Origin of the sequence: Rhizobium sp. PvP014, from assembly GCF_017876855.1 — a bacterium.
Taxonomy (GTDB): Bacteria; Pseudomonadota; Alphaproteobacteria; order Rhizobiales; family Rhizobiaceae; genus Neorhizobium; species Neorhizobium soli.
This window is the reverse complement of record NZ_JAGIOT010000001.1, coordinates 695,607-721,714: the sequence shown is the minus strand read 5'-3', so window position 1 is coordinate 721,714 and position 26,108 is coordinate 695,607. Positions and strand designations below refer to the sequence as shown.

Genomic DNA, 26,108 nt, shown 5'->3' with positions numbered 1-26,108 from the left:
AATCGACGAGCTCGTTCACATCGGAGGCACGACGCCGTTGGTGCCAACAACGACCCGACCGCTCGACATGGAGCCATCGGCCGCCTTTTCCGATGGCACAAACACAGTCGCGCCTGCCTTGATATCCGCTTCGACTGCTGACGCGAACGTCACGATCGGTGTGCCGTCAGGGATCGAGATCTTTTTCTCCTGGCCATTGTAGGTCACGGTGACCGTGTGGCCATCGACGGACTTGACCGCATCGGCAACCGTCGCATTTGTCATCGAGCTGTTCGGCTTCAGATCCCAGGCGTAGCTGCCTTCGCCGGTGCCTTTCATCGCCGCCGGGAAGATCAGAACTTCAAGAGCGCCGTCACCGCCATCGGCAGTCGGCAACGAGGCGATCCCTACAAAGTCACCAGGCTTGATGTCATCGATCGAGGCCTTGGCAACGCTCGACACCTTCCAGTCATCCTTGAGCATGATCTTGGCATTCGTGCCTTCGCGGGTTTTGACAGACAGGGTCTTGCCTTGAAGGCTCTCGACTGTACCGCGGACCCGGACGGTGTCTGCCGCAAAGGCCGAAACACCGAGCGTGACGGCGATCAGTGCGCCTGAGAGTATCGTAAAGCCGGTTCTGGAAATGGAGGACATGGTCTCTTCCTTTTTGAAACCCTTGAGGTCGTGTCGTGCTGCCGGTGGATTCGGGTTGAAAACCCTCCGACCTTCGCCGAGCGCGGCACGATGCCGGCGCGGAATAGTTGTCGCGCAGAGGCGACAGATCAGCCCCTCGCCCTCATCGGCCACCTGACGATGCCCGCCGCAAACAGGGCGATCCAGATCAGAACAGGCTGCAACGGCAATCGGACCATGTGATAAAGCCACTGCCACTGGGAGGGGTCTGGCGCAGTCAGGCTGGTAACTGCGTGCTTGATATTGGCAGGAAAGACGCAGGCTGCGTAAAGCGCCAGGCCAATGCCCGCATACCGACGCGACCACGGAACAAGCAATCCGATCGCGCCTGCGATCTCGCAAAGGCCCGTTACAAGAATCACCTCCGGTGCATCAGGGACCCAGCTGGGTGTGATGCTGAGAAACGGCCGCGGCACGGTGATATGCAGGACGCCCGCTGCGGCATAGAACAGGAAGAGGCCCAACCGGCACCGACGGCGCCAGACGGTCAGGTCCTGTCCCTCGCGTTCCCTGGCGGGTTCAATCCTTTGCATCTGCCGCTATCCGTCGCTCCACCGAATTTGCAATGGAGGCTAAGTCCTTGCGTCGGCCCGCAACGCTTTCCATGGCAGCCACCGCCAGATCCCTCGCGATGTAGTCGGACTTGTGCCCGAGCTTGTGGACGACGATCAGTTTTGCGCCGCGGATATCGCGCGCCAGATGTTTGGCATGGATTTCGGGAGACACGATCTCATCGGCATCACCGGTGATGATCACGGTCGGCGCCTTGATCTTCGGATATTGTCGCGAGGCGGTACGTGCCCAGTCGCTGAGCGCCGAGATTTCCCGCGCATTATGGCGAAATGCGGTTGGGCTCAGCGCCTGAAATGCATTGGTCTCGGCAATATAGCCGGCGGGGACAGGGTTGGGAGAGAAGACTGCGCTCGCCGCACCCTTGATCGCCAGCAGCCCCACCGGTGGAACGACGAGCGCGCTGAAGACCTGGCCCGTGACAGGGGCTGTGGCTGCAGAATAATACCATGCGACGCTTCCGTCCCAGGGGTAGACCGCCGGCGACAGGAAGACGAGACCGGACACCATGTCCGGATGCCGAACTGCAAATGCTGCGGCGATGGCGCCCCCGAAGGAATGGCCGACGATAATGGCCTTGCCGATCCCCCGCTTCCTCATCAGTTGCGCGACGGCATCAGCCTGGCCATCCGGAAGGATATTCTGTTCGCCTCCGATATCGGAACTGCCATGTCCCGGTCGGTCGACGAACAGCAGTCGCGCCCTGCCCTGCAACGTCTTCCTGAACGAAAAGAGGGGATCTTTCAGGCTCGTGCTCGCACCATGGAGAAAAACGATCGGGGGAAGATCCGCTTTTTTATCCGGCTCGATCAGAACGCTGTTGAGTTTGTAACCGCCGACATCGATCCGGACCGCTTGTGGCACATGGTCATCGGCCGTCACCTGCCGCGCGCCGACGATGCCGAACGCCGCGAGCGCAAACCCCAGAAGCAAGACAATCTTTTGCATTAGTCCTCAATGCGTTTCGCCGAAATGAGCATTTCGCTCCTACTACGCGCGCGGGACAAGGAAAGTTTCAGTCCGGAATGATCAAAGGCGCAAGAGGCGCCCATAGTCGCAACACGCCGCGTTTGACAGCGGCGACGACGGGCGCGTTGCGGCGGATCGCATCTTCAGCCGTTTCTGCAGCAACAAGAATGAATTCGGCCTTCGCCCCCACAGCGATCGGTGGCGCTAGCATCCCGGTGATCTTCTCCGCATCTGTCGACACCATCTCGAAAACGCTGTGCATATCGGCTGCCGTCGAGAGCTGATCAAGATTGGCGTAGAGGCCTGCCATCCGAAGCAGTGAGGCGTCGCCGTACGGTGTGAACGGGTTTTGCACATTGTTGGTGGCGAGCGCGACATCCACCCCGAAGCGCTTCATCTGGGCTGCCGGAGCGATGCCTCGCGGCCGCATCGGGTTGTCGCGCGATCCGTTCAAAAACGCGTCTGTCGCGGGCAAGACGACGAGAGCGATACCGGCCTCGGCCATGCTCCGCGCCATCCTCTCACGCTCGTCAGGGTCGAAGGCTGCAAGCTTCGTTGCATGGCCGACAGTGACACGCCCGCCCCAGCCGAAGGCTTCGGTCTGCCTGATGATCTCGGGCAAAATGGAATTTCCGGGATCGAGATCGAAGTCGGCGTGGAAGTCGACATCAACGTTGTAATGACGGGCAAGGCCGAAGATGCGGTCGACATGGGCAACGGGATCAGGGTCCGTATAAGGACATCCGCCAATCAGATCCGCACCCATCCTCATGGCTTCGTGAAGAAGGTCGATGGTTTCAGGCTCGTTGGTCAGGCCTTCCTGCACGAAGGCGCAAAGCTGGACGTCGATGAGACCCGACCATCTGCGCTTCAGCCGCAGCAGACCTTCCAGACTTCGAAGACCTGCGCGTGGATCCACCTCGACGAAGCTCCGCATGCGCTGCGTACCCGCACGCACAGCCAATTCCAAGACTTGCGCGCCGCGCGCTTCGACATCCTCTGCGGTAAAACTGCGTTTCGCTTGCGCCGTCAGCCGAACGGCTTCAGCAAGGGTCCCCTCGCACAGCGGGCAGCGGCCAAGGATCATCGCCTTGTCGAGATGGACATGCGCATCCGTCAGTCCCGGCAGGATCAGCACCCCTCCAGCATCGAGACGCGGCGACGATAGCTGTGCGGTCTGCTCTCCGATCGCGACTATCACGCCGTTCGAAACATTGAGCGACATGCCTTGGCGACCGTCCGCCAATCTCAGATTGTCGATGATAAAAGTACTCTGCCCGACAACGCTCATGAGACCACGCTGAGTAAACCGCTTCACAAAGACCAGACGTCGTTACTCGCCCATCACCCAACAATGCAAATATCCCATGTCGCAGTGCAACGCGAGTGTTTCTCAGAGCGACTGCGGGGAGTTGCGTTGGCTGTGTAACGGTCCGGAAATCGGCTTGTTGGGACGATTGCGCGGCGCAGTCTAGCTCACTGGCTCACAAGTCTGGCCGTTCGCAATCTAGGCTAGAGCAAGATTTTCATTGTTTCACGGTTTCGTGATGGCCGGTCTGAAATCCGGGTTCGATAGGGCGAGATGCTCGTTGATGCAGTGGATCTGCGATGGATGAGCCTGCTTCGGGAGGTTTTCCGACCCATGCAAATTGGATTTTTTGATGGACATCCACATCTCTCGCTCTACAAACAGGTCATGGACGGGCTGCAGATGCGCATAACGAATGTGCGTCTGAAGCGCGCTTTTAGTGCGTGACGTCTGACTTGATACAATCCTCGCGATACGCTGATCGGATTGGTTCTTCGCCGGCGATGGCTATATCGCCCAAATAAAATACACGGACGACCTCTGGCCGGAAAGCCTATGCTTCCGCCGTAGAGTAGATCCGACTGTCTAGGAGAATGCCCGCGCTACCGAGCCCGGGCCAAATTTTTAATGGCTTATGCAACTGAAAATGACGCGCCGCTCGAAGCGACACCGACCAAGATCAGTCTAAACAACGTCTACAAAATCTTCGGCGAGCGGCCTGACAAGGCCTTGGACATGATCCGCGCCGGCAAGACAAAATCCGAAATCCATTCAGCGACCGGTTGCTCCGTCGGTGTCAACGACGCGAGCTTCGAGATCAAGGCTGGCGAGATTTTCGTGATCATGGGCCTGTCCGGCTCCGGAAAATCCACCCTCCTTCGTCTGCTGAACAGGCTCATCGAGCCGACATCCGGTGCGATAAAAATCGACGGGCGTGACATCACCCAGATGTCGCGCAGGGAACTGATCGATCTGCGGCGCCGCGATATCAGCATGGTGTTCCAGTCCTTCGCGCTTCTGCCCAACCGTACCGTGCTCAACAACGCTTCCTTCGGTCTCGAGGTCGCAGGCGTCAACGAAGCCGAGCGTCGGCAGAAGGCTCTCGTTGCTTTGAAGGCCGTGGGCCTCGACGGTTACGAGGACAGCCTTCCGGATCAGCTGTCCGGCGGCATGAAGCAGCGCGTCGGCCTTGCCCGTGCTTTGGCCAGTGAACCGACCATTCTTCTCATGGACGAAGCCTTCTCGGCACTTGACCCGCTCATCCGGACCGAGATGCAGGACGAGTTGGTCCGTCTTCAGTCCGAACAAAGCCGCACGATCGTCTTCGTCAGCCACGATCTCGACGAAGCCATGCGGATCGGCGACCGTATTTGCATCATGCAGAACGGCAGCGTCATTCAGGTCGGTACGCCGGACGAAATCGTCATGAGCCCGGCCAATGATTACGTCCGCTCCTTCTTCCGCAATGTTGATGTCAGCCATGTCTTCAAGGCCGGCGATGTTGCCCGCAAGACCCAGGTCACGATCATCGACCGTCAGGGTGTATCGGCCGCCGCCGCACTCGAACGCATGAAGCACTTCGACCGCGAATACGCGATCATTCTCGGTCGCGACAAGACCTACCAGGGAATGGTCAGCCAGACATCGCTTGTCGAAAAGCTGCGCGCCAAGGCGGATGATCCCTACCGCGGAGCGTTTCTCACCGGGATCGAGACAATCGCAGCCGACGAACCGCTGTCGAACGTTCTCGGCACGGTCGCCGCCAGCGCCTGGCCGGTCCCCGTCATCGATGACGCCAAGCGCTATCTCGGATCGATCAGCAAAACGACGCTGCTCGAAACGCTCGACCGCGCCAGCTGATTTCCATTCACGACCTTAGAATTGTTGCAGCGCCCTGCCGGCCCATGATGCAGGCGGCGCTGTAGCCGGCCAGAAACCGGAGACAGACATGAATTTCAACATCGGCGACGGCATCGATACAGCCGTCAACTACATCCTCGACAACTTCTCCCCCTTTCTCGATCTGATCGCGTCGGCGATCGGCTTTGTAACCGGGACGATCCAGGATGCGCTGCTTGCGCTCCCGATGCCCGTCGGCATTGCCATCTTTGTCGCGCTATCCCTCTGGCGGGTCGGCCTCGGCTTCGGCCTGCTGACCGGCATCGCACTTTGGCTGGTGGACCACATGGGTCTTTGGAGCGCCATGATGGAGACGCTTTCCCTGGTGATCGCGTCGACGCTGATGGCGATGATCATTGGCCTGCCGCTCGGCATTGCCATGGCGCGCAAGGATAGTGTCGCAGCCATCGTCCGGCCCATCCTCGATCTGATGCAGACCATGCCGGCCTTCGTCTACCTCATTCCGGCAGCGATGTTCTTCGGGCTTGGAGCGGTGCCGGGTGCCATCGCCACGGTGATCTTCGCAATGCCGCCCGTCGTGCGACTGACCAATCTTGGCATCCGCCAGGTACATCACGAGTTTATCGAGGCAGGCAACGCGTTTGGCTGCACCTCGACGCAGCTTCTGTTCAAGATCCAGCTTCCCAATGCCCTGCCCTCGATCATGGCCGGTATCAACCAGACGATCATGCTGTCGCTGTCGATGGTCGTCATCGCTTCGATGATCGGCGCCGGCGGGCTCGGCAACACGGTCCTGACCGGTATCCAGCGCCTGGATGTGGGCACAGGCTTCGAGGGTGGTCTTGCCGTCGTCATCCTGGCCGTCATTCTCGACCGGATCACCCAGAGCCTCGGCCAGAAATCCAGAAAGCCGAACGCCCTCTGGCGCGCGCTTTTCAAGAGAAACGAGCGTGAGGATATGGTGACGGCAACCGCCTGATCCAGTCCTTCGCCGAACCGTGCGGGTGATGAACCCGCAATTGCAAACCTCCCAAAAAGGAGACTACATGTTCAAGACCCTCGCAACCCTCGGGCTCGCCGCCACCCTCATCGGTGGATCTGTGACCGCAACGATGGCGCAGGACGCCAAGCCGGTAAAGATCGGCTGGTCCGCTTGGTCCGATGCTGAATTTGTCACCAAGCTCGCCGCCAAGCTCATCAAGGATGAACTCGGCACGGAAGTCGAGCTGGTACAGTCCGATGTCGCTCCGCTCTACCAGGGTGTCAGCCGCGGCGATCTCGACGCGATGATGATGGCCTGGTTGCCGCAGACCCATGCGGACTATTACGACAAAGTGAAAGACAAGGTCGAAACGCTCGGTACCGTCTATGATGGCGCAAAGCTGGGCTGGGTCGTTCCGGCCTATATCCCGGAAAGCGAGATCGCTTCGATCGAGGATCTGAAGAAGCCTGAAGTGCAGAAGAAGCTTTCCGGCATCGTGCAGGGCATCGATCCGGGAGCAGGTCTGACACGGTTGTCAGAAAAGGCCGTGAAGGATTACGGTCTCGACGACTACAAGCTGCAGATCTCCAGTGAGGCGGGCATGCTGACGACGGTCGATCGCGCCATGCGCAGCGAAAAGTGGTTCGTCGCCACGTCCTGGAGCCCCCATTGGATGTTCGGAAAGTACAAGCTTCGTTACCTGACCGACCCCAAGAAGTCGTTGGGTGAAGCAGAGCATGTCGACGTTCTCGCCCGCAAGGATTTCAAGACCGAAAATCCGAAGGTTGCCGGCTTCCTCTCGCGCATGAAGCTGCCGATCGCTGATCTCGAGGCGGGGATGTTTACCGCGCAGGAGACGTCCTACGACGAAGCGGTCGCAAAATACATCAAGGACCATCCGGATCAGGTCAAGGCCTGGGTTGGAGAAGACGGCTGACATAGGCCTCGGGCTTCGCGGTTATCCGCGGAGCCCTTTTGCTACTTGATGCCAGCGTCCAGTTGTTAGGAGCAGACGATGTTTATTGACGGAACGGATCTCGACCAGGCTACCGGCGATACGCTCGGCGGGCGTATCTCCCTGGCACGCGATGCGACTGATCTTTCGGTAGATGATGCTGCCCACATGTCCGGTGTGGAACGGAGTGTCTGGGAGGCCTGGGAGAACGACCGTGACGCACCGATCGCAACCGATCTCGAGATCGTCGCACGCTCCCTGCAGGTAAGCCTCGGCTGGTTGATTACCGGCCGCGGTGTCGGGCCGAAGTGGGACAGCTAGACTGTCAGCGTTGAAGCTCTACCAGAAGCGGAATTACCGCACGTTCAGGCCCGTACGACGAGCTGCAACCCGCTCGACGGCGGACAGCGTGTCGTAGATGAGGATCGCAAGAGCGCCGACGATCAGGCCGCCTTGCAGGATAAAGGCGAGGTTGTTGGCCTGCAGGCCGGCGATGATGACTTCGCCCAGGGTTTTTGCGGCAACGGTCGAACCGATCGTGGCCGTGGCGAGACTGATCACGACCGACAGACGGATACCGGCGAGGATGACGGGTGTGGCGAGCGGCAGCTCGACCTTGAACAGCCGCTGCAACCACGTCATGCCTGTCCCGCGCGCCGCCTCCATGACAGACGGCGGAAGGGTCGTCAGCCCCGTCAGTGTGTTTTCGAAAATCGGCAGCAAACCGTAGAGAAAGAGCGCGACCAGCGTCGGTTTTTCACCAAACCCCAGCGTTGGAACCGCGAGCGCCAGCACCGCTACTGGCGGGAAGGTTTGCCCGATATTCACGAGGCCCCGCGAGAGCGGCAAAAACTCGGCGCCGATCGGCCGCGTCACGAGAATTGCCATGGGAACAGCCACAAGGATCGCTGCTGTCGTGGCGATGGCGACCGTCCGCAGATGCAGAAGCGTGAGTGTCAGAAGACTTCCCTGATTGTAGATCGCGGGCGCATTCTGCTGAACCAGCGGGCGCAGGATGGGATCGAACAATTCGGGCATCAGCAGGAACGTCAGCAGAAGAACGAGCAGTAACGCCCGCAGCATGAGAGGAAGCCACGCTCTCATGCCAGACCCGCCGCGCGCTTCGAAAGTCCTTCGACCGAAACAGAGCCGATGATCCGTCCATCGGATGCGCGAACAGGCAATGCCTGCTGTCCCGTCCATAAAAGCTTTGATAGCGCTTCTCGCTGGCTCATGTCTTCGGACAGTGGTTCCCCTGTCGCTTGATTGGGCTCGAGGGCCTCACCGATAGTCTGCATCGACAGGAGCCGGAACGGCCGCTCCGTATCGCCAATCAGCGTCTCGACGAACGGGGTCGCAGGCTGTCGAACCAGCTCGACGGGCGCGCCGTATTGAACGACCTTGCCCTTGTCCATCACCGCAATCCGGTCCGCCAGATGAAAGGCCTCGTCCATATCGTGCGTGACGAGAACGATAGTCGTGCCGAGCACTTTTTGAATGCTGATAAGGTCTTGCTGCGCCTTGGCGCGAATGATCGGGTCGAGAGCGCCGAACGGCTCATCCATCAGGAGCACGTTGGGTTCAGCCGCGAGAGCGCGTGCCACGCCGACGCGCTGTTGCTGCCCGCCGGAGAGTTCATGCGGAAAACGCGACGCGAAATCGGCGGGGTCGAGCTGGAAGAGTTCGAGCAGCTCTTTTACTTTGGCGTCAATGCGGGGCCGGTCCCAGCCAAGCAGACCCGGAACAGTGGCGATATTCTGCGCGACGGTTCGATGCGGAAAAAGCCCGTGTCCCTGGATCGCGTAGCCGATCCTGCGCCGCAGTTCGAACCCCGGCAGGTCGCGATTGTCGACGCCGTCGAGCTTGATGGTTCCGGAGGTCGGTTCCACGAGCCGGTTGATCATCCGCAGAAGCGTGGTCTTGCCGGAGCCGGACGTTCCGACAATGACCGTTACCGTGCGCGGTTGGATCGTCATAGTCACTGTGTCGACAACCGTATTGTCGCCGTAACGCTTGGTGAGGGTCTCGATTTCGATCATGCGGCTTTGCCTCGAGTGCCAACAGGGGCGTTCAGTTCGACGAGTGCGTCCAATACGGTGGCTGCGGTGAAGGCGAGCACGACGGTGGGTACGGCGCCCAGGAGCACAAGATCCATTGCCGTCTGGCCGACGCCCTGGAAGACGAAGACGCCGAACCCGCCGCCGCCGATCAGGGCCGCAATGGTCGCAAGCCCGATATTCTGAACCAGAACGATGCGGATACCGGTCAGGATGACGGGCATGGCGAGCGGCAGTTCGATGCCGAACAGGCGTTGGCGCCCAGTCATGCCGACTCCGCGGGCCGCCTCGTTTGCTTCCCGGGGCACGCCTTCGAGTCCCACGACGGTGTTGGCGACAACAGGCAACAGGGAGTAGAGGAACAGCGCCACGAACGCGGGTGCAGCGCCAATGCCGCGTATGCCGATCGCGGCCGCACCCGGCACGTTGATGGCGATCCAGCCGAGCGGCGCGATGAGAATGCCGAACAGGGCAATCGACGGGATCGTCTGGACGAAGTTCAGCGTGTTGAGAATGCCGGCACGCAAGGACGTGACTCGGTGGGCAAGAACGCCGAGGGGAAGACCGACGACGACGGCAGCAATCAGCGATCCGATCGCCAATGTCACATGTTTTCCCGCTTCCTGCCAGAAGACGTCGGCGCGGCCCGCATATTCCCTGATGATGGAAAGTCCGTCCCAGAGACCCGAAGACAGGACGACCGCTATTCCCGCTAGGCTGACCGCCAGCAAGGCGATCCGAACGACGGGCGTTGGCCGCAGTCTGGCGATCGCATCGGCGGCGAGCAGAGCGAAGGCAAGCATCAACAGCCAGGCACCGGAGGCCGGCGAAACACGAGCATAGGTATTGCCGTCCGGCGTCAGAAACGACGCGGCGGAACCGATGGAGATGGCAAGTCCCGCGAGAACGGCCGCCGCAGCCGACAGCCTCAGATAAAGAGGTGTTTTGAAGAGTGTGATGAGGATCGCGACGCCGATAACGACGACGAAGGCGATCGACGTGGAGGGCGGCAGGGATTCCCAGAGAGACTTCCCCTGCCCCGGCACGATCCGGTTGGGACGGAAAATCATGAGGGGCGCGAAGAAGGCAGCGTAGACCGCCAGCAGCGCCACGACGACACCCAGCTTATCGAGGCGAAGCTTCAATCCGATCCTCCTTGGCCCCCGGGTGATGCATCCCGCCCCTGAGGGTGGAATGCATCATACAGCCAGCTTTACTTCAGAAATCCGTTCTTCTTCAGGAAGTCTTCGGCAACGGCCTTCGGCGGTTCGCCACCGAGCTGCACGCGGCCGTTCAATTCCTGAAGTGTCACAAGGTCAAGCTTTTCGAAGACAGGCTTCAAAAGCGTTTCGATCTGTGGATGCTCCTTCAGAACCGCTTCACGGATGATCGGAGCCGGCTGGTAGACCGGCTGGACGCCCTTGTCGTCTTCCAGAACGACGAGACCTGATGGCGCAATGCCACCGTCCGTGCCGTAGACCATCGCCGCATTGGCGCCGTTGGTCTGGTTTGCAGCTGCTGCGATCGTGGCAGCGGTGTCGCCGCCGGACAGCGTGATCAGCTGGTCGGACTTCAGCGTGAAGCCGTAGGTCTTCTGGAAGGCCGGAAGGGCTGCAGCCGAGTTGACGAATTCCGAGGAGGCAGCCAGAACAACCTTACCGCCGCCAGCAACATACGAGCCGAATTCGCTAAAGGTCTTGATCTTGCCTTCGTCCGCGACTTCCTTGCGGATGGCGACCGCCCAGGTGTTGTTTGCCGGAGACGGGGTCAGCCAGACAATCTTGTTTGCATCGTAATCCAGCTTCTTGGCCTCAGTATAGGCCTTTGCCTCGTCCTTCCAGGCCGGGTCTTCGGCTTTTTCGAAGAAGAACGCCGCATTGCCGGTATATTCCGGATAGATGTCGATTTCGCCGGCGGTGATCGCCTTGCGCACGACAGGTGTGGCACCGAGCTGAACGCGATCCGTCGTCTTGATGTCGTTTGCGTTCAGGATGGACAAAATGATGTTGCCGAGGACGCCGCCCTCGGTATCGATCTTTGATGATACGACGACTTGCGCCGATGCCGTGGCCGCAGATGCGGCAATGGCGAATATGGTTCCGATCACGATCTTGGGCAGGTGCACGGCCGGTATCTCCCTGTTTACAACTAGTCTTGCCTCGCGCGCCCAACCGCAATCGTCCGGACGCAAACGCCTATATATGCCGCCGGTTCAAGAAGAATAGTGGAGCAACGTCACGTCAGTCATTTGCGGTATGCCTCGTCCTGAAACCGAGGCCGTATGCCGTCTCTTGATCCGACAGCTGCTCGGAAACGACTGCCCGGCGGGAGGAACGATCGCGCCTTATTCGAGTTATGTCGATGCCGCCCCTAGCATCCCTTTCAGCGAACATTTCGGAGGCCCACCCATGGCAGACAACATCAGCAATCCTGAAGGCAAAGGCCCTGCAGGTGGTTGGGGCTCGGTAAAGTCGATCTTCCGGATCTACGGCGAGAGTTCGCCTCCACCAGCGTTTCTCGAAACGTTGTCTCGCCAAAACAAGCCGGGCGGATTCATGTGCGTCTCGTGCGCCTGGCCAAAGCCCAAAAACTATCACCCTTTCGAGTTTTGCGAGAATGGTGCCAAGGCCACCATGTGGGACCTGACCAACTCCCGTTGCGGACCTGATTTCTTCAAGAAGCATACGGTGGAGGAGCTGAAGGGCTGGAAAGACCACGATCTGGAGATGACAGGTCGCCTGACCCATCCTCTCCGCTTCGACCACGCGACCGGACAATACGTGGAGGCCACCTGGAACGAGGCGTTCCAGAAGATCGGCGCAACGCTAAAGCGCCTGGAGAAGAAGAGCGTGGTCTTCTATTCGTCCGGCCATGCCGGACTGGAAGCATCCTACCTCTATGCCTTGCTGGCACGCGCCTATGGCAACAACAACCTGCCGCAGAGCTCGAACATGTGCCACGAGACGACGTCCGTCGGCCTCACCAAGGTCATCGGTTCGCCGGTCGGAACCATAGTCTGGGAAGACCTGGAAAAGACCGACGCCTTCTTCTTCTTCGGCCAGAACCCGGGCACCAACAGTCCACGTTTCCTGCATCCGCTGCAGGAAGCCAAAAAGCGCGGCGCGAAGATCGTCACATTCAACCCTGTCATCGAGCAGGGTCTCGTGTCGTTCGTGAACCCGCAAAATCCGCTCGACATGGTCACGGGCAACGAGACCAAGATATCCGATCAGTATCTGCAGGTGCAGGCCGGTGGTGACGTCGCTGCCATGCTGGGTCTCTGTAAGACCGTCGTCGAGGCCGATGATGCAGCGGTTGCCGCTGGCCGGGCGCGCGTTCTCGATGTCGATTTCATCGCCGAGCATACGACGGGCTTCGACAAGTTCATCGAATGCGTGCGCGACACGCCTTGGTCGGACATTGTGCGCGAAAGCGGGCTCACGGAGGCTGATCTGCGCGAGGCAGGCGCGACTTATATTGCCGCCAAGCGCGTCATCGGCGTCTATGGAATGGGACTGACCCAGCACTCGCAGGGCGGCCTCAACATCGCGATGCTAGTCAACCTTCTCCTCCTGCGCGGCAATATCGGCCGCGAGGGAGCTGGTTGCTGTCCGGTGCGTGGCCACTCGAACGTTCAGGGCCAGCGGACCGTCGGCATCGCCGAAAAGACCAAGCTCATCCCGATGGACAAACTGAAGGAACTGTTCGATTTCGATCCTCCGACCGAGGACGGAACGCACATCGTCGATGCGGTCAAAGGCATGATGGCGGGAACCATTCGCGCCACGATCTCACTCGGCGGCAATCTGCTTCGCGCCGTGCCGGATCAGGTCGATATGGAGCGGGTCTGGGCCGAGCAGGAGCTGACGGTCATGGTCTCGACCAAGCTCAACCGCAGCCATCTGTTTCCGGGCAAGGAGGCCTGGATCTTGCCATGTCTCAGCCGAACCGAGATCGACATGCAGGCGACCGGAAATCAGTCCGTCACGACGGAAGACAGCTTCTCCCACATTTCCGGTTCGATCGGAAAGCGCACGCCGGCATCCAAGCAACTCCAGAGCGAACTTGCGATCGTGACCGGCATCGCCAAGGCAACCCTCGACCATAACCCGAAGCTGAAATGGGACGAATGGACGCGGGACTACAGCCTCGTTCGCAATCTCATCGAGGCAACCTACCCCGACGACTTCAAGCATTACAACCAGCGCATGTTCGAGCCCGGCGGCTTTTATCGCGGCAATGATGCACACGAACGGAAGTGGAATACCGAGGAAAAGAAAGCGGTCTTTACAACGCCGCATCAGCTCAACGCGTTGTCGTTCGAGGATGCGCCTGGTCGGTTCCGGCTGATCACGATGCGATCCAACGACCAGTTTAACACAACGATCTATGGCTATTCGGATCGATTCCGCGGCATCGAGGGTACGCGAGACGTACTTCTCATGTGTCCGGAAGACATCGCTGCAGCAGGACTTCGGGAAGGTCAGGTCGTATCGCTCGTCAGTGACTTGGAAGACGGCAAACACCGCGAACTCAGCGGGCTGACGGTCAGAGCGCACAAGCTTCCGCGCGGCACGATCGGCGGGTACTATCCCGAATGCAATGTGCTGAACGCAATCGACCATCACGACGAGATGTCCAAGACGCCGGCGTCCAAGGCAATCCCGGTGAAGATCGTCAGCCACTGATTCCGAACGCGAGTACTGTCTCGGTACAGTGCCCGCGACGCCAGGTAAACCCGGTTTGGCGGGCACATTTCGTTCTGCTCAGGCGCTTTCTATTTCGCCAAGAAAAGCATCTCGATTGTTCTGCACGACTGCCAAAAGGTAGTCGGCGACGGCACGTACACGGGGAATGCGGCTCATGTCGCGGTGGCGGACCAGGTAGTAGTGCCGGGTCAACTGCACCTCGCGGGACAGCACCAGCTCGAGATCCGGCTGACGGCGCGCAATGAAATGCGGCAGGATGCAGAGTCCCTGGCCCTGAAGCGTCGCCGTCAGTTGCGCCGAGATGCTTGAGCTCTGAAACCGCGGCCGGATTCCCGGATGGACGTCGCCAAGATAGTCCAGTCCCGGCGCAAAGATCATATCCTGGATGTAGCCGATGAACGGGTGTAGCAGCAGGTCGTCGCGGCTTTTAATCTCCGGTCGCTCGGACAGGTAGGATTTTGCGCCGTAGATGTTCAGCCGATAGTCGGTGATCTTCTCGATTTCGTAGGGTCCGCCCTTCGGCGGATCGAGCGAGATGGCAATGTCGGCCTCCTTGCGCGACAAGGACATGATCTGCTGGATCGTCACCAGCTCGAGCGAGAGATTGGGATGCTGGACGGTGAAATCGCCGATCTGATGCGCGAGGAAGAAGTTCGCAATTCCTTCCGGAGCACTGAGACGGACGACGCCCTGGTGAGCAGCGCTCCCCGAAAAGATATCCATCTGTAACCGGTCCGCTTCCGCCTCCATGCGTTCCGCCGCTTCGATGAAGCGTTGTCCAATTCCGGTTAGGACATAGCCGCGCGGATTGCGCTCGAAAAGCTTGATCCGGAGACTGAATTCCAGCCGGTCGATGCGGCGCGATACGGTGGCATGGCTGGTGCGCAATTGCCGGGCCGCGACGGAAAGCTGCCCGGTTCGGGCGACGGCCAGGAAATATTGAAGGTCGTCCCAGGTGAAGTTCGGGCTGGCTGTCATGTCGGCGGTTAGCGCTCCAATGTCCCTATCTGTTCAAACGCTGTCACGGGTCTGTTCAAAATTGAACAGAGGCTGTTTGCAATTAATAGCGCGCTCCTCCTTGCGTCAACGTTCGTTTTACTCGACCATACCCACAGGAGGGGCTGCTTTGAGGAGGGTGGCCCGCCAAATTTGAACAGATTCGCGCGCTGTTATCTCTGGGAGGAGACCTTATGCGAAAGACGTTTGTGGCGTCCGTTGTTACACCGCTGGCCGTATTGCTCGCCAGCAGCACTGCATTTTCCCAAACGGCATCCGACGGCAAGGTCAGGATCGGTATCCTGAACGACCAGTCCGGCGTGTATTCCGATTTCGGCGGCAAGTCGTCCGTTGAGGCTGCAAAGATGGCGGTCGAGGATTTTGGCGGCAAGGTTCTGGATGTTCCGATCGAGGTCATCGACGCCGATCACCAGAACAAGCCCGACATCGCCTCCAACATCGCCCGCCAGTGGTACGATACCCAGCAGGTCGATACGATCATGGACCTGACAACGTCGTCGGTCGGTCTCGCGGTCCAGGCGCTGTCCAAGGACAAGAAGAAGATCACCATCAACACCGGTGCGGCGACCACTGATCTCACGGGCAAGTCCTGCACGCCCTACGGCTTCCACTGGGCATATGATACCCATGCGCTTGCGGTCGGCACAGGCGGTGCGATGGTCAAGCAGGGCGGTGACAGCTGGTTTTTCCTGACCGCGGACTATGCTTTCGGCTATTCCCTCGAGCAGCAGACCAGCGACTACGTGAAGGCCAATGGCGGCACGGTCGTCGGTTCGGTGCGGCATCCCCTGTCGAGCCAGGATTTCTCATCCTTCCTGCTGCAGGCGCAGTCATCAGGCGCGAAGGTGATCGGGCTTGCCAATGCCGGTCTCGACACGGCCAACTCGATCAAGCAGGCGGCCGAGTTCGGTATTGTCCAAGGCGGTCAGAAATTGGCAGCGCTCCTGTTCACGCTGGCCGAAGTGCACGGGCTCGGACTTGAGGCAGCACAAGGCCTGACGCTGACGGAAGGCTATTACTGGAACCTCGACGACAAGAGCCGCGAGTTTGCCAAGAAGTTTTTTGCCCGGACCAACAAGATGCCGAACATGGTTCATGCGGGCACCTATTCTGCCGTGACGCAGTATCTCAAAGCCGTGCAGAAGGCCGGTACGGACGAGAGCGATGCGGTTTCCAAAGCTCTGCATGAAATGCCGGTCGACGACTTCTTCGCGCGCGGCGGCACGGTCGGAGCCAACGGCCGAATGATCCACGACATGTACCTTTTGCAGGTGAAGAAGCCTGATGAAAGCAAGGAGCCGTGGGACTATTACAACGTGCTTGCCACCATTCCCGGCAAGGAGGCCTATCTCGACCCGGCCAAGGCCGGTTGCGAGCTGGTGAAGTGAGCGATGGCAGTCGCATCGATCTCGACTAACGAGCAGCCACGGGTGGTCTTGTCCGCCCGTGGCCTGTCGAAGAGCTTTGGAGCATTCGCAGCCGTCAAGAATGTCGATCTCGATGTTCACGACGCCAGTGTCCATGCGCTGATCGGTCCGAACGGCGCCGGCAAGACGACGGTGTTCAATCTGCTCACCAAGTTTTTGCAGCCGACGGCCGGTTCGATCACGCTGATGGGCGCCGACATCACGAAACTGCCGCCGGACAAGGTGGCGCGCATGGGACTGGTCCGCTCCTTCCAGATATCAGCCGTGTTTCCGCATCTGACCGTGCGTGACAATGTCCGTGTCGCATTGCAGCGTCCGAGCGGATTGTCGACGCAGTTCTGGCTGCCGCTCTCCTCGCTCGACCGGCTGGATTCCCGCGCCGATGAGCTGATCGAGACGGTCGGATTGAAACGCGAGCGCAACGCGCTGGCTGCCGACCTTTCCTACGGTCGCAAGCGGGTACTGGAGATTGCCACGACTTTGGCACTCGATCCCAGAGTGCTGCTGCTCGACGAGCCGATGGCCGGCATGGGCCAGGAGGATATCGGTACCGTGTCCGCCATCATCCGCGAAGTGGCGAAAACCCGCGCGGTGCTGATGGTGGAGCACAATCTTTCCGTCGTTGCAGATATCTGCCACCACGTCACAGTACTGCAGCGCGGCGAAATTCTGGCCGAGGGCGATTACGCGACGGTGAGCCAGGATCCGCGCGTCCGCACGGCTTACATGGGCACGGAGGAGGCATGATGGCGCAACCCCTGCTTCAGGTTTCCAATCTCAATGCCTGGTATGGCGAAAGCCATGTCCTGCACGGCGTCGACATGACGGTGCACGAGGGCGAAACCATCACCATTCTCGGTCGCAACGGCGTCGGCAAGACCACGACGCTTCGCACCATCATGGGCATCATCCGGGAACGCCGCGGCGAGATCCTCTTTTCCGGCCAGGATATGTCGCGGGTTCCATTGCACAGAACCGCCCATGCGGGTCTCGGCTTTGTGCCTGAGGAGCGCGGAATCTTCTCGACGCTGACGGTCGAGGAAAACCTCATGCTGCCACCGGTCGTTGCGCAAGGGGGAATGCCGCTCAGCGAGATCTACGAACTATTCCCGAACCTTCACGAGCGCCGCTCCAGTCCCGGCACGAAACTCTCCGGCGGCGAACAGCAGATGCTGGCGATCGCCCGGATCCTGCGCACCGGGGTAAAACTGCTTATCCTCGACGAGCCGACGGAAGGGCTAGCGCCTGTCATCGTGCAGCGCATCGGCGAAGTCCTGAAGACGCTCAAGGACCGCGGCATGACGGTGTTGATGGTCGAGCAGAATTTTCGCTTCGCAAGCCGAGTCGCTGACCGGTTCTACCTGATGGACCACGGAAAAATGGTGGCCAATTTCCCCGTCGGCGAGCTGCCGGAGCGGATGGACATGCTGCATAAGGTTCTGGGGGTTTGAGCATGGTCGCAATGCAAACGGATCACCGCACGGACGACCTGGCAACGCGCTCGCGTCCAGTTTCGGTAAAATCAGACGACGCCAGGAGCGCCGCACCATGACCATGATTTTCGGCATTCCGCTCCAGGCTTTCCTCGGACAGCTCCTGATCGGCCTGATCAACGGCTCTTTCTACGCACTCTTAAGCCTCGGTCTTGCGGTCATCTTCGGGTTGCTGCGGGTCATCAACTTTGCCCACGGCGCGCAGTATATGCTCGGCGCGTTCGTTGCCATGCTGATGCTGCAGTATTTCGGCATCAACTACTGGTTTGCGCTCGTTCTCGCACCCCTCGTCGTCGGCCTGTTCGGAGCAATCACCGAACGCTTCCTGCTGTCACGGCTTTACAAACTGGACCACCTCTACGGCCTGCTCTTCACCTTCGGACTGGCGCTCACCATAGAGGGCACGTTCCGGTATCTCTACGGTTCGTCGGGCCAGCCCTATTCGGTTCCGACGCAGCTTGCCGGCGGCACCAATCTCGGCTTCATGTTCCTGCCCATCTATCGCGGCTGGGTGGTGGTCGTGTCGCTGGTCGCCTGTATCGGCACCTGGCTTTTGATCGAAAAGACCAAGCTTGGGGCCTATCTGCGGGCAGCGACGGAAAACCCGATCCTGGTGCAGGCGTTTGGCGTCAACGTGCCGGTGCTTTTGACACTGACCTACGGGCTCGGCGCGGGCCTTGCCGCCTTTGCCGGCGTTCTGGCGGCGCCGATCTACCAGGTCTCGCCGCTGATGGGGTCCAACATCATCATCGTCGTCTTTGCAGTCGTCGTGGTGGGCGGCATGGGATCGATCATGGGTGCGATCCTGACCGGCTACATGCTCGGAATCGCCGAGGGCCTGACGAAAGTGTTTTATCCGGAAGCATCGAGCATCGTGATCTTCGTGATCATGGCGATCGTGCTGCTTCTGCGGCCAGCCGGTCTTTTCGGCCGGGATGTTTAGGGAAGGATGCCAGAGATGAGCGACATCATCCACACCGCCGCCCCGCCGCGCATAGAGAGGTCGGGCACAGCCACGAAAACCTACGCGATCTTCATCGGGTTGGGACTAGTGCTGCTCCTTGTTGCACCGCTGTTCTTCTACCCGATCTTTCTGATGAAGCTTTTGTGCTTTGCGCTATTTGCCTGCGCGTTCAACCTGTTGTTGGGTTACACGGGCCTGTTGTCCTTTGGCCATGCGACGTTCTTCGGCGGAGCCGCCTATTTTACTGCCCATGTCGTGAAGGTCTGGGGTCTGTCGCCGGAACTCGGCATTCTCGTCGGTGCATTCGGAGCGGCCGTGCTTGGCCTGATCATGGGCTTCTTTGCGATACGGCGGCAGGGCATCTACTTTGCGATGATCACGCTTGCGCTTTCGCAGATGTTCTTCTTCTTCTGCCTGCAGGCGGAATTCACGCATGGCGAAGACGGCATCCAGTCCGTGCCGCGCGGCCACCTGTTCGGCTTTATCGATCTCAGCGAAACGACGAACATGTACTATTTCGTGCTGGCCGTATTTCTGATCGGCATGGCGATCATCTGGCGGTTCATCAACTCGCCCTTCGGCATGATCCTCAAATCGATCCGTGAAAACGAGCAGCGCGCCATCTCGCTCGGCTATTCCGTATCCCGCTACAAGCTCGGCGCCTTCGTCATGTCGGCGGCGCTTGCCGGGCTTGCCGGCGGAACCAAGGCGCTCGTCTTCCAGTTCGCGACGCTGACCGATGTCGGCTGGCAGATGTCCGGCGAGGTGATCCTGATGACGCTGCTTGGGGGCATCGGCACGCTGATCGGACCGATCTTTGGCGCCGGGCTTGTCGTGGCGTTGCAGAACTACCTCGCGACCTCGGAATTTCCCGTCACGATCATCACCGGCGTGGTCTTCATGGTCTGCGTCCTCCTCTTCCGGCGCGGCCTGATCGGGGAATTCTACGCCTCGCGGCTTGGCCGAAAACTGGGCTTCGAGCATCGCCGCTGATTGGCTGAAGACCATGGAAACCTACGACTACATCATCATCGGTGCCGGAAGCGCCGGCTGCGTTCTTGCGAACCGCCTTTCGGCCGATAGCCGCAACAGCGTGCTGCTGCTGGAAGCCGGCGGGACCGACAACTATCACTGGGTGCATATCCCGGTCGGCTATCTCTATTGCATCAACAACCCGCGCACCGACTGGTGTTTTGCCACCGAAAAGGAAAAAGGCCTCAACGGCCGCTCCCTGTTTTATCCGCGCGGAAAGCTGCTCGGTGGCTGCTCCTCGATCAACGGCATGATCTATATGCGCGGCCAGGCGCGCGATTACGACCTATGGCGGCAGATGGGATGTGCCGGCTGGGGCTGGGACGACGTGCTGCCGCTGTTTCGCAAGAGCCAGGACTTCTACAAGGGCGGCGACGATCTGCATGGCGAAGGCGGCGAATGGCGGGTCGAAAAGCAGCGTCTGCACTGGGCGGTGCTCGACAGTTTCCGCAAGGCGGCGGAACAGGCGGGCATCCCGATGATCGACGATTTCAACCGCGGCGACAACGAAGGCTCGAGCTATTTCGACGTCAACCAGCGTTCGGGCATTCGCTGGAACACATCGAAGGCCTTCCTGCGTCCCGCGATGAAGCGGCCAAACCTCCGCGTTCTGACGAAAGCGCATGTCCGCCGCCTGATCATCGAAAATGGTGAGGTGAAGGGCGTCGAGTTTCAACAGAATGGCGTGTCGCAGGTGGCCCATGCCCGTCGGGAAACGGTGCTTTCGGCCGGCGCGATCGGGACGCCGCACGTTCTTGAGCTTTCAGGCGTCGGACGCGGCGAGATCCTGGCGGACGCCGGGGTCGAGATGGTCAAGGAGGTGCGACAGGTCGGCGAAAACCTGCAGGATCACCTGCAGCTACGGCTGGTCTACAAGGTCACCGGCGTGCCGACGCTGAACGAGAAAGCCTCTCGCTGGCTCGGCAAGGCTGCGATCGGGCTGGAATATGCGCTGAAACGCTCAGGACCGATGTCCATGGCTCCAAGCCAGCTCGGGATTTTTACCCGGTCGGGTCCGGACAAGGAAACGGCTGATCTCGAATACCATGTCCAACCGGTCTCGCTGGACCGCTTCGGGGATCCGGTTCATGCTTTTCCGGCAATCACCGCAAGCGTATGCAATCTTCGCCCCGAAAGCCGCGGTTCCGTGCATCTGAAAGGCCCGGATTTTGCAGCAGCGCCGGCGATCCGGCCGAACTATCTTTCGACAGCTGCCGACCGCAGTGTCGCGGCAAGTTCGATCCGGCTGACCCGCAACATCGTCGCGCAGCCTGCTTTCGCCCGCTACCAGCCGGAAGAATACAAGCCGGGGCCGGCCTACGACACGGATGCGGATCTGGAGCGGGCTGCCGGCGAAATCGGCACGACGATTTTCCATCCCGTGGGCACGGCCCGGATGGGGTCGGATCCCGATAGCGTCGTCGATCCGCGACTGAAGATGAGAGCACTCGGCCGGCTGAGAATTGCCGACGCATCAATCATGCCCGCCATTACATCGGGCAACACGAATTCTCCAACGATCATGATTGCCGAAAAGGCGGCGGCGATGATCTTGGCGGACAATCGGTAAGGGGGGACTATGAGCAAGGTTGCATTCGTTGGACTTGGGAACATGGGCGGCCCGATGGCGGCCAATCTCGTCAAGGCGGGACATGACGTCTGGGGCTTCGATCTTTCGGAGGCGAGCAGGAATGCCGCAAGTGCGCATGGCGTCAACGCGGCAAGCACCCTCCCCCAGGCTGTGCTGAATGCAGACTGCATTATCACCATGCTGCCCAAGGGCCAGCATGTCCTCGCCGTCTGGTCGGATCTGGCATCCGTGATCCCCGAGGGAACGCTGCTCATCGATTGCTCGACCGTGGACGTGGAAAGCGCCCGCAAGGCGCATGCTCTGGGAAGCGCGATGGGTTGCCTCTCTCTCGATGCTCCGGTGTCCGGGGGAACGACTGGCGCGGAAGCGGGCACGCTGACATTCATGGTGGGCGGCTCGGAGAGTGCGTTTGCGTCGGGTAAGGCTATCCTCGAAGCCATGGGCCGCAAGATTGTCCACTGCGGCGGCGATGGTGCGGGTCAGGCTGCAAAGATCTGCAACAACATGATCCTCGGCATCTCGATGATCGGCGTCTGCGAAGCGTTCGGTCTGGCTGAAAAGCTGGGCCTCTCGCATCAGGCGCTGTTCGATGTCGCCTCGACCTCATCGGGCCAGTGCTGGTCGTTGACGACCTATTGCCCTGTGCCCGGTCCCGTGCCGACATCGCCTGCCAACAACGACTACCGGCCTGGTTTTGCCACGGCGCTGATGCTGAAGGACTTGCTGCTGTCGCAAGAAGCAGCACAACAATCCGGCGCCGCGACACCGCTCGGAGCCCACGCGGCCGACCTCTACGCCCAGTTCGAGGCAGCCGGACACGGCGGCGAGGACTTTTCCGCCATCATCCGGATGCTGCAGGAGATACCGCGGGAATAAGATGGTTTCGGAGTTGGAACGCCGGCATATGCCGCAAATTCAACCGGATATGCCGGTCAGCTCCTTCTGAACTTTAAGCAGTGACGGAATGTAACGGTCAGCGACAGCCTGCATCGGCTCCTCTGACGCGGCTAGCCCGATGTTCAGCGCGGCGACGACTTGGCCGCGGGGGCCGAATAGCGGGACGGCCAGAGAGCGAAGGCCGATTTCGACCTCCTGATCGATGCAGGCATAGCCGCGATCACGGATGCGGAGCAGTTCGCCCTTGAGCGTTTCGATGTCGGTCACGGTCTTTGCCGTCCTCGCCACGAGCGGCTTTAATGAAAGAAGATCTTCTGCCTCCTCCACAGGAAGTGCTGCCAGCATCACCCGCCCCATAGAGGTGCAGTAGGCTGGAAGGCGTGAGCCCGGCATCAGCGAAATCGACATGACCCTGCGCTGCGCGGCCCGCGCGACGTAGACGATGTCACTCGCATCAAGAATGGAAACGGATGTGCTTTGGCCTGTCTGTTCGGACAGGTCATCGAGCCAGGGCTGCACGATCTTCGGCAATGGCATCGCTGCCAGGCATCCCGTCCCCAGTCGCAAGACGCGGGGCGTGACGGTGAAGAATTTTCCGTCATAGGCGCAATAGCCGAGTTCGGAGAGCGTCAGGAGGCATCGTCTCACCGTCGCGCGATCATAACCGGTGAGCTGTGAGGCTTCGGCGATGCTGAGACGCGGTCGCTCCGCAGAGAAGGCTTCTATGACCTTGAGGCCCTTTGCCAGCCCGCCCATCATGTCTCTCGTCTTGACGTCCAACAGAGCCTCATTTTGTGCGATAATCGTACAAAGAGACGATATCGCACAAATGGTTTGCCGTCCATCCTTATGGGATTTAGTTGTTTCTGCAGCGGGAGCGGTTTGCGGAGGATACTGATGGATAAAACAATTCGGACTTTGGCTGATGCCGTGTCCAAGATTACCGACGGTGCCACGGTGATGATCGGTGGTTTCGGAGGCTCCGGTGCGCCGATCGAACTCATCCACGCGCTGATCGACAGCGGTCCTAAAAACCTGACCGTGATCAATAACAACGCCGGGAACGGACGCATCGGAATTGCGGCAATGATCGATGCGGGCATGATCGCAAAGATGATCTGCTCTTTCCCTCGCTCGTCCGATCCGCGGGCTTTTACCGATACCTATCTGGCCGGAAAAATCGAGTTGGAACTCGTCCCCCAGGGCACGCTCGCCGAGCGGATCCGCGCAGGTGGCGCCGGCATACCGGCCTTCTACACGCCGACGGGTTATGGAACGGAACTGGCCGAGGGCAAACCGGTCGCCGAATTTGATGGACGACATTATGTGCAGGAGCGCTGGCTCAAGGCCGACTTTGCCATCGTCAAGGCGCATCTCGGCGACACCCATGGCAACCTCACCTATCGCAAGGCCGGCCGGAACTTCAATCCTCTGATGTGCATGGCGGCGACCACCACCATCGCCCAGGTCTCGCAGATCGTTGAACCCGGCGACATCGACCCCGAACACGTGATCACGCCCGGCATCTTTGTCGATGCGGTGGTCGAGGTTTCAAACCCTCAGCAAGAAGAAGAACTCATCCGGGCCGGAGTGGCCTATGCCGGAGGAATGAGCGCATGAGCGGCGAAACTCAGACACTGGACACCCGCGAAGACATCAAACTGTCGAACACGCAGATCGCCTGGCGTGCCGCGCAGGATATCGAAGATGGCGCCTATATCAATCTCGGGATCGGTTTTCCGGAAATGGTCGCCCGCTATCAGCCGCCCGGCAGACAGGCGATCTTCCATACGGAAAACGGCATCCTCGATTTCGGCGAGCCTCCGGCAGCCGGTGAGGAAGACTGGGATCTGATCAACGCGGGCAAAAAGGCCGTCACGGTCAAGCCCGGCGCGGCTTTCTTTCATCATGCGGACAGCTTCGCCATGGTGCGGGGCGGCCATCTCGACGTTGCAATCCTCGGCGCCTATCAGGTGGCGGAAAATGGCGACCTCGCCAACTGGCGCGTTGGCTCCAAAGGCGTGCCGGCGGTCGGCGGCGCGATGGATCTGGTGCATGGTGCCAAGCAGGTTTACGTCATCACCGAGCATGTGACGAAGGACGGCAAGCCGAAACTTGTCTCCAAATGCACATTTCCCCTGACTGGCGTCGGCTGCATCACGAGGGTCTATACGAGCCATGCGGTGATCGATATCGCGGACGGCCGTTTTGTCCTGCGTGAAAAGCTCGCCGCAATGACCATCGAGGAATTGCAGGCGATGACCGGCGCGCAGCTCCATGTGGACGGCGTTGTTGCTGATCTTGTCGTACCGGCGCTTTGAGGAGAGATCGATGACCGAAGCATTTATCTGCGACTATATCCGTACCCCGATCGGTCGTTTCGGCGGCGCGCTGTCATCGGTCCGTGCGGACGATCTGGGCGCTGTACCTCTTAAGGCACTGATGGAGCGAAACGCTGCCGTCGACTGGGAAGCGGTCGGCGACGTGGTCTTTGGCTGCGCCAACCAAGCGGGCGAAGATAACCGGAATGTCGCGCGCATGTCGCTGCTGCTTGCCGGCCTACCAGTGTCCGTATCCGGCACGACGATCAACCGTCTCTGCGGATCGGGCATGGATGCCGTGATCACCGCTGCCCGCGCCATCAAGGCCGGCGAAGCCGACATCATGATTGCCGGTGGCGTGGAAAGCATGAGCCGCGCTCCGTTCGTGATGCCGAAGGCCGAGACCGCGTTTTCACGCAACGCGGAGATATACGACACCACCATTGGGTGGCGTTTCGTCAATCCGCTCATGAAGAAGCAGTACGGCGTCGATTCCATGCCGGAAACCGGCGACAATGTCGCGATCGATTACCATGTCTCTCGCGAGGATCAGGACGCGTTTGCAGTGCGCAGCCAGAACAAGGCGTCTGCCGCCCAGCAGAACGGCAGGCTAGCAAGAGAAATCAAAGCCGTCAGCGTTCCGCAAAAGAAGGGCGATAGCATCATCGTCGACAAGGACGAGCATCCCCGCGCAACCAGCTTGGAGGCATTGGCTAAACTCCGGCCGGTGAACAAAATGGAAGGCGGCACGGTCACTGCCGGCAACGCATCCGGCGTCAATGACGGGGCAGCGGCACTGATCATCGCCTCGCAGGAAGCGGCCCTAAAATATGGCCTGACGCCGATTGCACGCATCCTCGGCGGCGCTGCGGCTGGCGTTCCGCCACGGGTGATGGGCATCGGGCCTGCGCCAGCGACGCAGAAACTCTGCGCACGCCTCGGCTTGTCGCCGCAGGATTTCGGGATTGTCGAGCTAAACGAAGCCTTCGCCTCTCAGGGCATCGCCGTTTTGCGCGAGCTCGGAATCCCCGATGATGCGGAGCATGTCAACGCGAATGGCGGTGCGATCGCGCTGGGTCACCCGCTCGGCATGTCCGGAGCACGCATTGCCGGAACCGCGGCACTGGAGCTATCGCTGGGTAGTACGCGATACGCGCTTGCCACGATGTGCGTCGGCGTTGGCCAGGGGATCGCCCTCGCCCTGGAACGGGTTTAGCGGATTGCAGCCGGGCCTCGAACTCAATTCGAGGCTCTCGGCAACCATTGGCGGCTGTCGCTGTTGA

The 26,108-nt window shown here is 60.1% G+C and carries 25 protein-coding genes; 15 read left to right on the top strand and 10 right to left on the bottom strand.

Annotated elements, in window-relative coordinates; all coding sequences use genetic code 11:
* Window positions 1–15: 15 nt before the first annotated feature.
* The 4 genes from J3A65_RS03290 to J3A65_RS03275 all read right to left on the bottom strand — a co-directional run bounded on the left by J3A65_RS03290 (window position 16) and on the right by J3A65_RS03275 (window position 3,502).
* Window positions 16–633, bottom strand: a complete 618-nt coding sequence (locus tag J3A65_RS03290; protein WP_209899391.1) for a hypothetical protein — start codon at window positions 631–633, stop codon at window positions 16–18.
* A 128-nt stretch (window positions 634–761) separates the two neighbouring features.
* Window positions 762–1,205, bottom strand: coding sequence for a DoxX family protein (locus tag J3A65_RS03285; protein ID WP_209899387.1), 444 nt, complete (start codon window positions 1,203–1,205; stop codon window positions 762–764).
* Entirely contained in the window at window positions 1,192–2,142 is a 951-nt protein-coding gene (locus J3A65_RS03280; RefSeq protein ID WP_348635815.1) for an alpha/beta hydrolase, read from the bottom strand. The genes J3A65_RS03285 and J3A65_RS03280 overlap by 14 nt, the downstream gene beginning before the upstream one ends.
* A 115-nt stretch (window positions 2,143–2,257) precedes the next feature.
* Window positions 2,258–3,502: an amidohydrolase family protein gene (locus J3A65_RS03275; RefSeq protein WP_192087341.1), complete on the bottom strand. Its 1,245-nt coding sequence runs from the start codon at window positions 3,500–3,502 to the stop codon at window positions 2,258–2,260.
* Between the two features lie 645 nt (window positions 3,503–4,147).
* Here J3A65_RS03275 and proV point away from each other — a divergent pair.
* From proV to J3A65_RS03255, 4 genes are all read left to right on the top strand, one after another.
* Window positions 4,148–5,380: a glycine betaine/L-proline ABC transporter ATP-binding protein ProV gene (gene proV / locus J3A65_RS03270; protein ID WP_209899380.1), complete on the top strand. Its 1,233-nt coding sequence runs from the start codon at window positions 4,148–4,150 to the stop codon at window positions 5,378–5,380.
* A gap of 88 nt (window positions 5,381–5,468) precedes the next feature.
* Window positions 5,469–6,359 carry a proline/glycine betaine ABC transporter permease gene (locus J3A65_RS03265; protein WP_062459766.1) on the top strand — a complete coding sequence of 297 codons (891 nt, stop codon included), beginning with the start codon at window positions 5,469–5,471 and terminating at the stop codon, window positions 6,357–6,359.
* Between the two features lie 67 nt (window positions 6,360–6,426).
* Entirely contained in the window at window positions 6,427–7,299 is an 873-nt protein-coding gene (locus tag J3A65_RS03260; protein WP_062577989.1) for a glycine betaine ABC transporter substrate-binding protein, read from the top strand.
* Window positions 7,300–7,377: 78 nt separating this feature from the next.
* Window positions 7,378–7,638 carry a helix-turn-helix transcriptional regulator gene (locus J3A65_RS03255; protein WP_209899377.1) on the top strand — a complete coding sequence of 87 codons (261 nt, stop codon included), beginning with the start codon at window positions 7,378–7,380 and terminating at the stop codon, window positions 7,636–7,638.
* A gap of 33 nt (window positions 7,639–7,671) precedes the next feature.
* Here J3A65_RS03255 and J3A65_RS03250 read toward each other — a convergent pair whose 3' ends face one another.
* The 4 genes from J3A65_RS03250 to J3A65_RS03235 form a co-directional block, all read right to left on the bottom strand.
* Window positions 7,672–8,421, bottom strand: coding sequence for an ABC transporter permease (locus J3A65_RS03250; protein ID WP_209899374.1), 750 nt, complete (start codon window positions 8,419–8,421; stop codon window positions 7,672–7,674).
* Window positions 8,418–9,356 carry an ABC transporter ATP-binding protein gene (locus J3A65_RS03245; RefSeq protein ID WP_209899371.1) on the bottom strand — a complete coding sequence of 313 codons (939 nt, stop codon included), beginning with the start codon at window positions 9,354–9,356 and terminating at the stop codon, window positions 8,418–8,420. The genes J3A65_RS03250 and J3A65_RS03245 overlap by 4 nt, the downstream gene beginning before the upstream one ends.
* Window positions 9,353–10,519 carry an ABC transporter permease gene (locus J3A65_RS03240; RefSeq protein WP_245341425.1) on the bottom strand — a complete coding sequence of 389 codons (1,167 nt, stop codon included), beginning with the start codon at window positions 10,517–10,519 and terminating at the stop codon, window positions 9,353–9,355. The genes J3A65_RS03245 and J3A65_RS03240 overlap by 4 nt, the downstream gene beginning before the upstream one ends.
* Window positions 10,520–10,587: 68 nt before the next feature.
* Window positions 10,588–11,484 (bottom strand): ABC transporter substrate-binding protein, encoded by an 897-nt coding sequence (locus tag J3A65_RS03235; protein ID WP_348635243.1) that lies wholly within the window; start codon window positions 11,482–11,484, stop codon window positions 10,588–10,590.
* 298 nt (window positions 11,485–11,782) lie between these two features.
* On the opposite strand from J3A65_RS03235, the gene J3A65_RS03230 reads away from it, so the two are divergent.
* Window positions 11,783–14,062 (top strand): FdhF/YdeP family oxidoreductase, encoded by a 2,280-nt coding sequence (locus J3A65_RS03230; RefSeq protein ID WP_209899365.1) that lies wholly within the window; start codon window positions 11,783–11,785, stop codon window positions 14,060–14,062.
* A gap of 78 nt (window positions 14,063–14,140) precedes the next feature.
* Here the strand turns inward: J3A65_RS03230 and J3A65_RS03225 are convergent, their stop codons facing one another.
* Window positions 14,141–15,061, bottom strand: a complete 921-nt coding sequence (locus J3A65_RS03225; RefSeq protein ID WP_113165393.1) for a LysR family transcriptional regulator — start codon at window positions 15,059–15,061, stop codon at window positions 14,141–14,143.
* Between the two features lie 212 nt (window positions 15,062–15,273).
* Here J3A65_RS03225 and J3A65_RS03220 point away from each other — a divergent pair, with 212 nt between their 5' ends.
* The 7 genes from J3A65_RS03220 to mmsB all read left to right on the top strand — a co-directional run bounded on the left by J3A65_RS03220 (window position 15,274) and on the right by mmsB (window position 22,483).
* The gene (locus J3A65_RS03220; RefSeq protein WP_062459739.1) at window positions 15,274–16,488 is read left to right on the top strand and encodes an ABC transporter substrate-binding protein; all 1,215 of its coding nucleotides are present in this window, start codon (window positions 15,274–15,276) and stop codon (window positions 16,486–16,488) included.
* A 3-nt stretch (window positions 16,489–16,491) separates the two neighbouring features.
* The gene (locus tag J3A65_RS03215) at window positions 16,492–17,274 is read left to right on the top strand and encodes an ABC transporter ATP-binding protein (RefSeq protein ID WP_209899361.1); all 783 of its coding nucleotides are present in this window, start codon (window positions 16,492–16,494) and stop codon (window positions 17,272–17,274) included.
* Window positions 17,274–17,978, top strand: coding sequence for an ABC transporter ATP-binding protein (locus J3A65_RS03210; RefSeq protein WP_062459733.1), 705 nt, complete (start codon window positions 17,274–17,276; stop codon window positions 17,976–17,978). Before J3A65_RS03215 ends, J3A65_RS03210 begins: the two co-directional genes overlap by 1 nt.
* Window positions 17,979–18,075: 97 nt before the next feature.
* Window positions 18,076–18,963, top strand: coding sequence for a branched-chain amino acid ABC transporter permease (locus tag J3A65_RS03205; protein WP_062459730.1), 888 nt, complete (start codon window positions 18,076–18,078; stop codon window positions 18,961–18,963).
* Between the two features lie 15 nt (window positions 18,964–18,978).
* Window positions 18,979–19,977 (top strand): branched-chain amino acid ABC transporter permease, encoded by a 999-nt coding sequence (locus J3A65_RS03200; RefSeq protein WP_062459725.1) that lies wholly within the window; start codon window positions 18,979–18,981, stop codon window positions 19,975–19,977.
* A 13-nt stretch (window positions 19,978–19,990) separates the two neighbouring features.
* The gene (locus tag J3A65_RS03195; protein ID WP_209899941.1) at window positions 19,991–21,586 is read left to right on the top strand and encodes a GMC family oxidoreductase N-terminal domain-containing protein; all 1,596 of its coding nucleotides are present in this window, start codon (window positions 19,991–19,993) and stop codon (window positions 21,584–21,586) included.
* Window positions 21,587–21,595: 9 nt separating this feature from the next.
* Complete coding sequence (gene mmsB / locus J3A65_RS03190; protein ID WP_062459718.1) at window positions 21,596–22,483, top strand: 3-hydroxyisobutyrate dehydrogenase; 888 nt, start codon at window positions 21,596–21,598, stop codon at window positions 22,481–22,483.
* A 39-nt stretch (window positions 22,484–22,522) separates the two neighbouring features.
* Here the strand turns inward: mmsB and J3A65_RS03185 are convergent, their stop codons facing one another.
* Complete coding sequence (locus J3A65_RS03185) at window positions 22,523–23,284, bottom strand: IclR family transcriptional regulator (RefSeq protein WP_209899358.1); 762 nt, start codon at window positions 23,282–23,284, stop codon at window positions 22,523–22,525.
* Window positions 23,285–23,401: 117 nt separating this feature from the next.
* On the opposite strand from J3A65_RS03185, the gene J3A65_RS03180 reads away from it, so the two are divergent.
* The 3 genes from J3A65_RS03180 to pcaF are packed head-to-tail and all read left to right on the top strand — an operon-like array spanning window position 23,402 to window position 26,041.
* Complete coding sequence (locus J3A65_RS03180; RefSeq protein WP_174197697.1) at window positions 23,402–24,124, top strand: 3-oxoacid CoA-transferase subunit A; 723 nt, start codon at window positions 23,402–23,404, stop codon at window positions 24,122–24,124.
* Window positions 24,121–24,825 carry a CoA transferase subunit B gene (locus tag J3A65_RS03175; RefSeq protein ID WP_209899355.1) on the top strand — a complete coding sequence of 235 codons (705 nt, stop codon included), beginning with the start codon at window positions 24,121–24,123 and terminating at the stop codon, window positions 24,823–24,825. Before J3A65_RS03180 ends, J3A65_RS03175 begins: the two co-directional genes overlap by 4 nt.
* A 10-nt stretch (window positions 24,826–24,835) precedes the next feature.
* Entirely contained in the window at window positions 24,836–26,041 is a 1,206-nt protein-coding gene (gene pcaF, locus J3A65_RS03170) for a 3-oxoadipyl-CoA thiolase (protein ID WP_192087331.1), read from the top strand.
* Window positions 26,042–26,108: the final 67 nt, after the last annotated feature.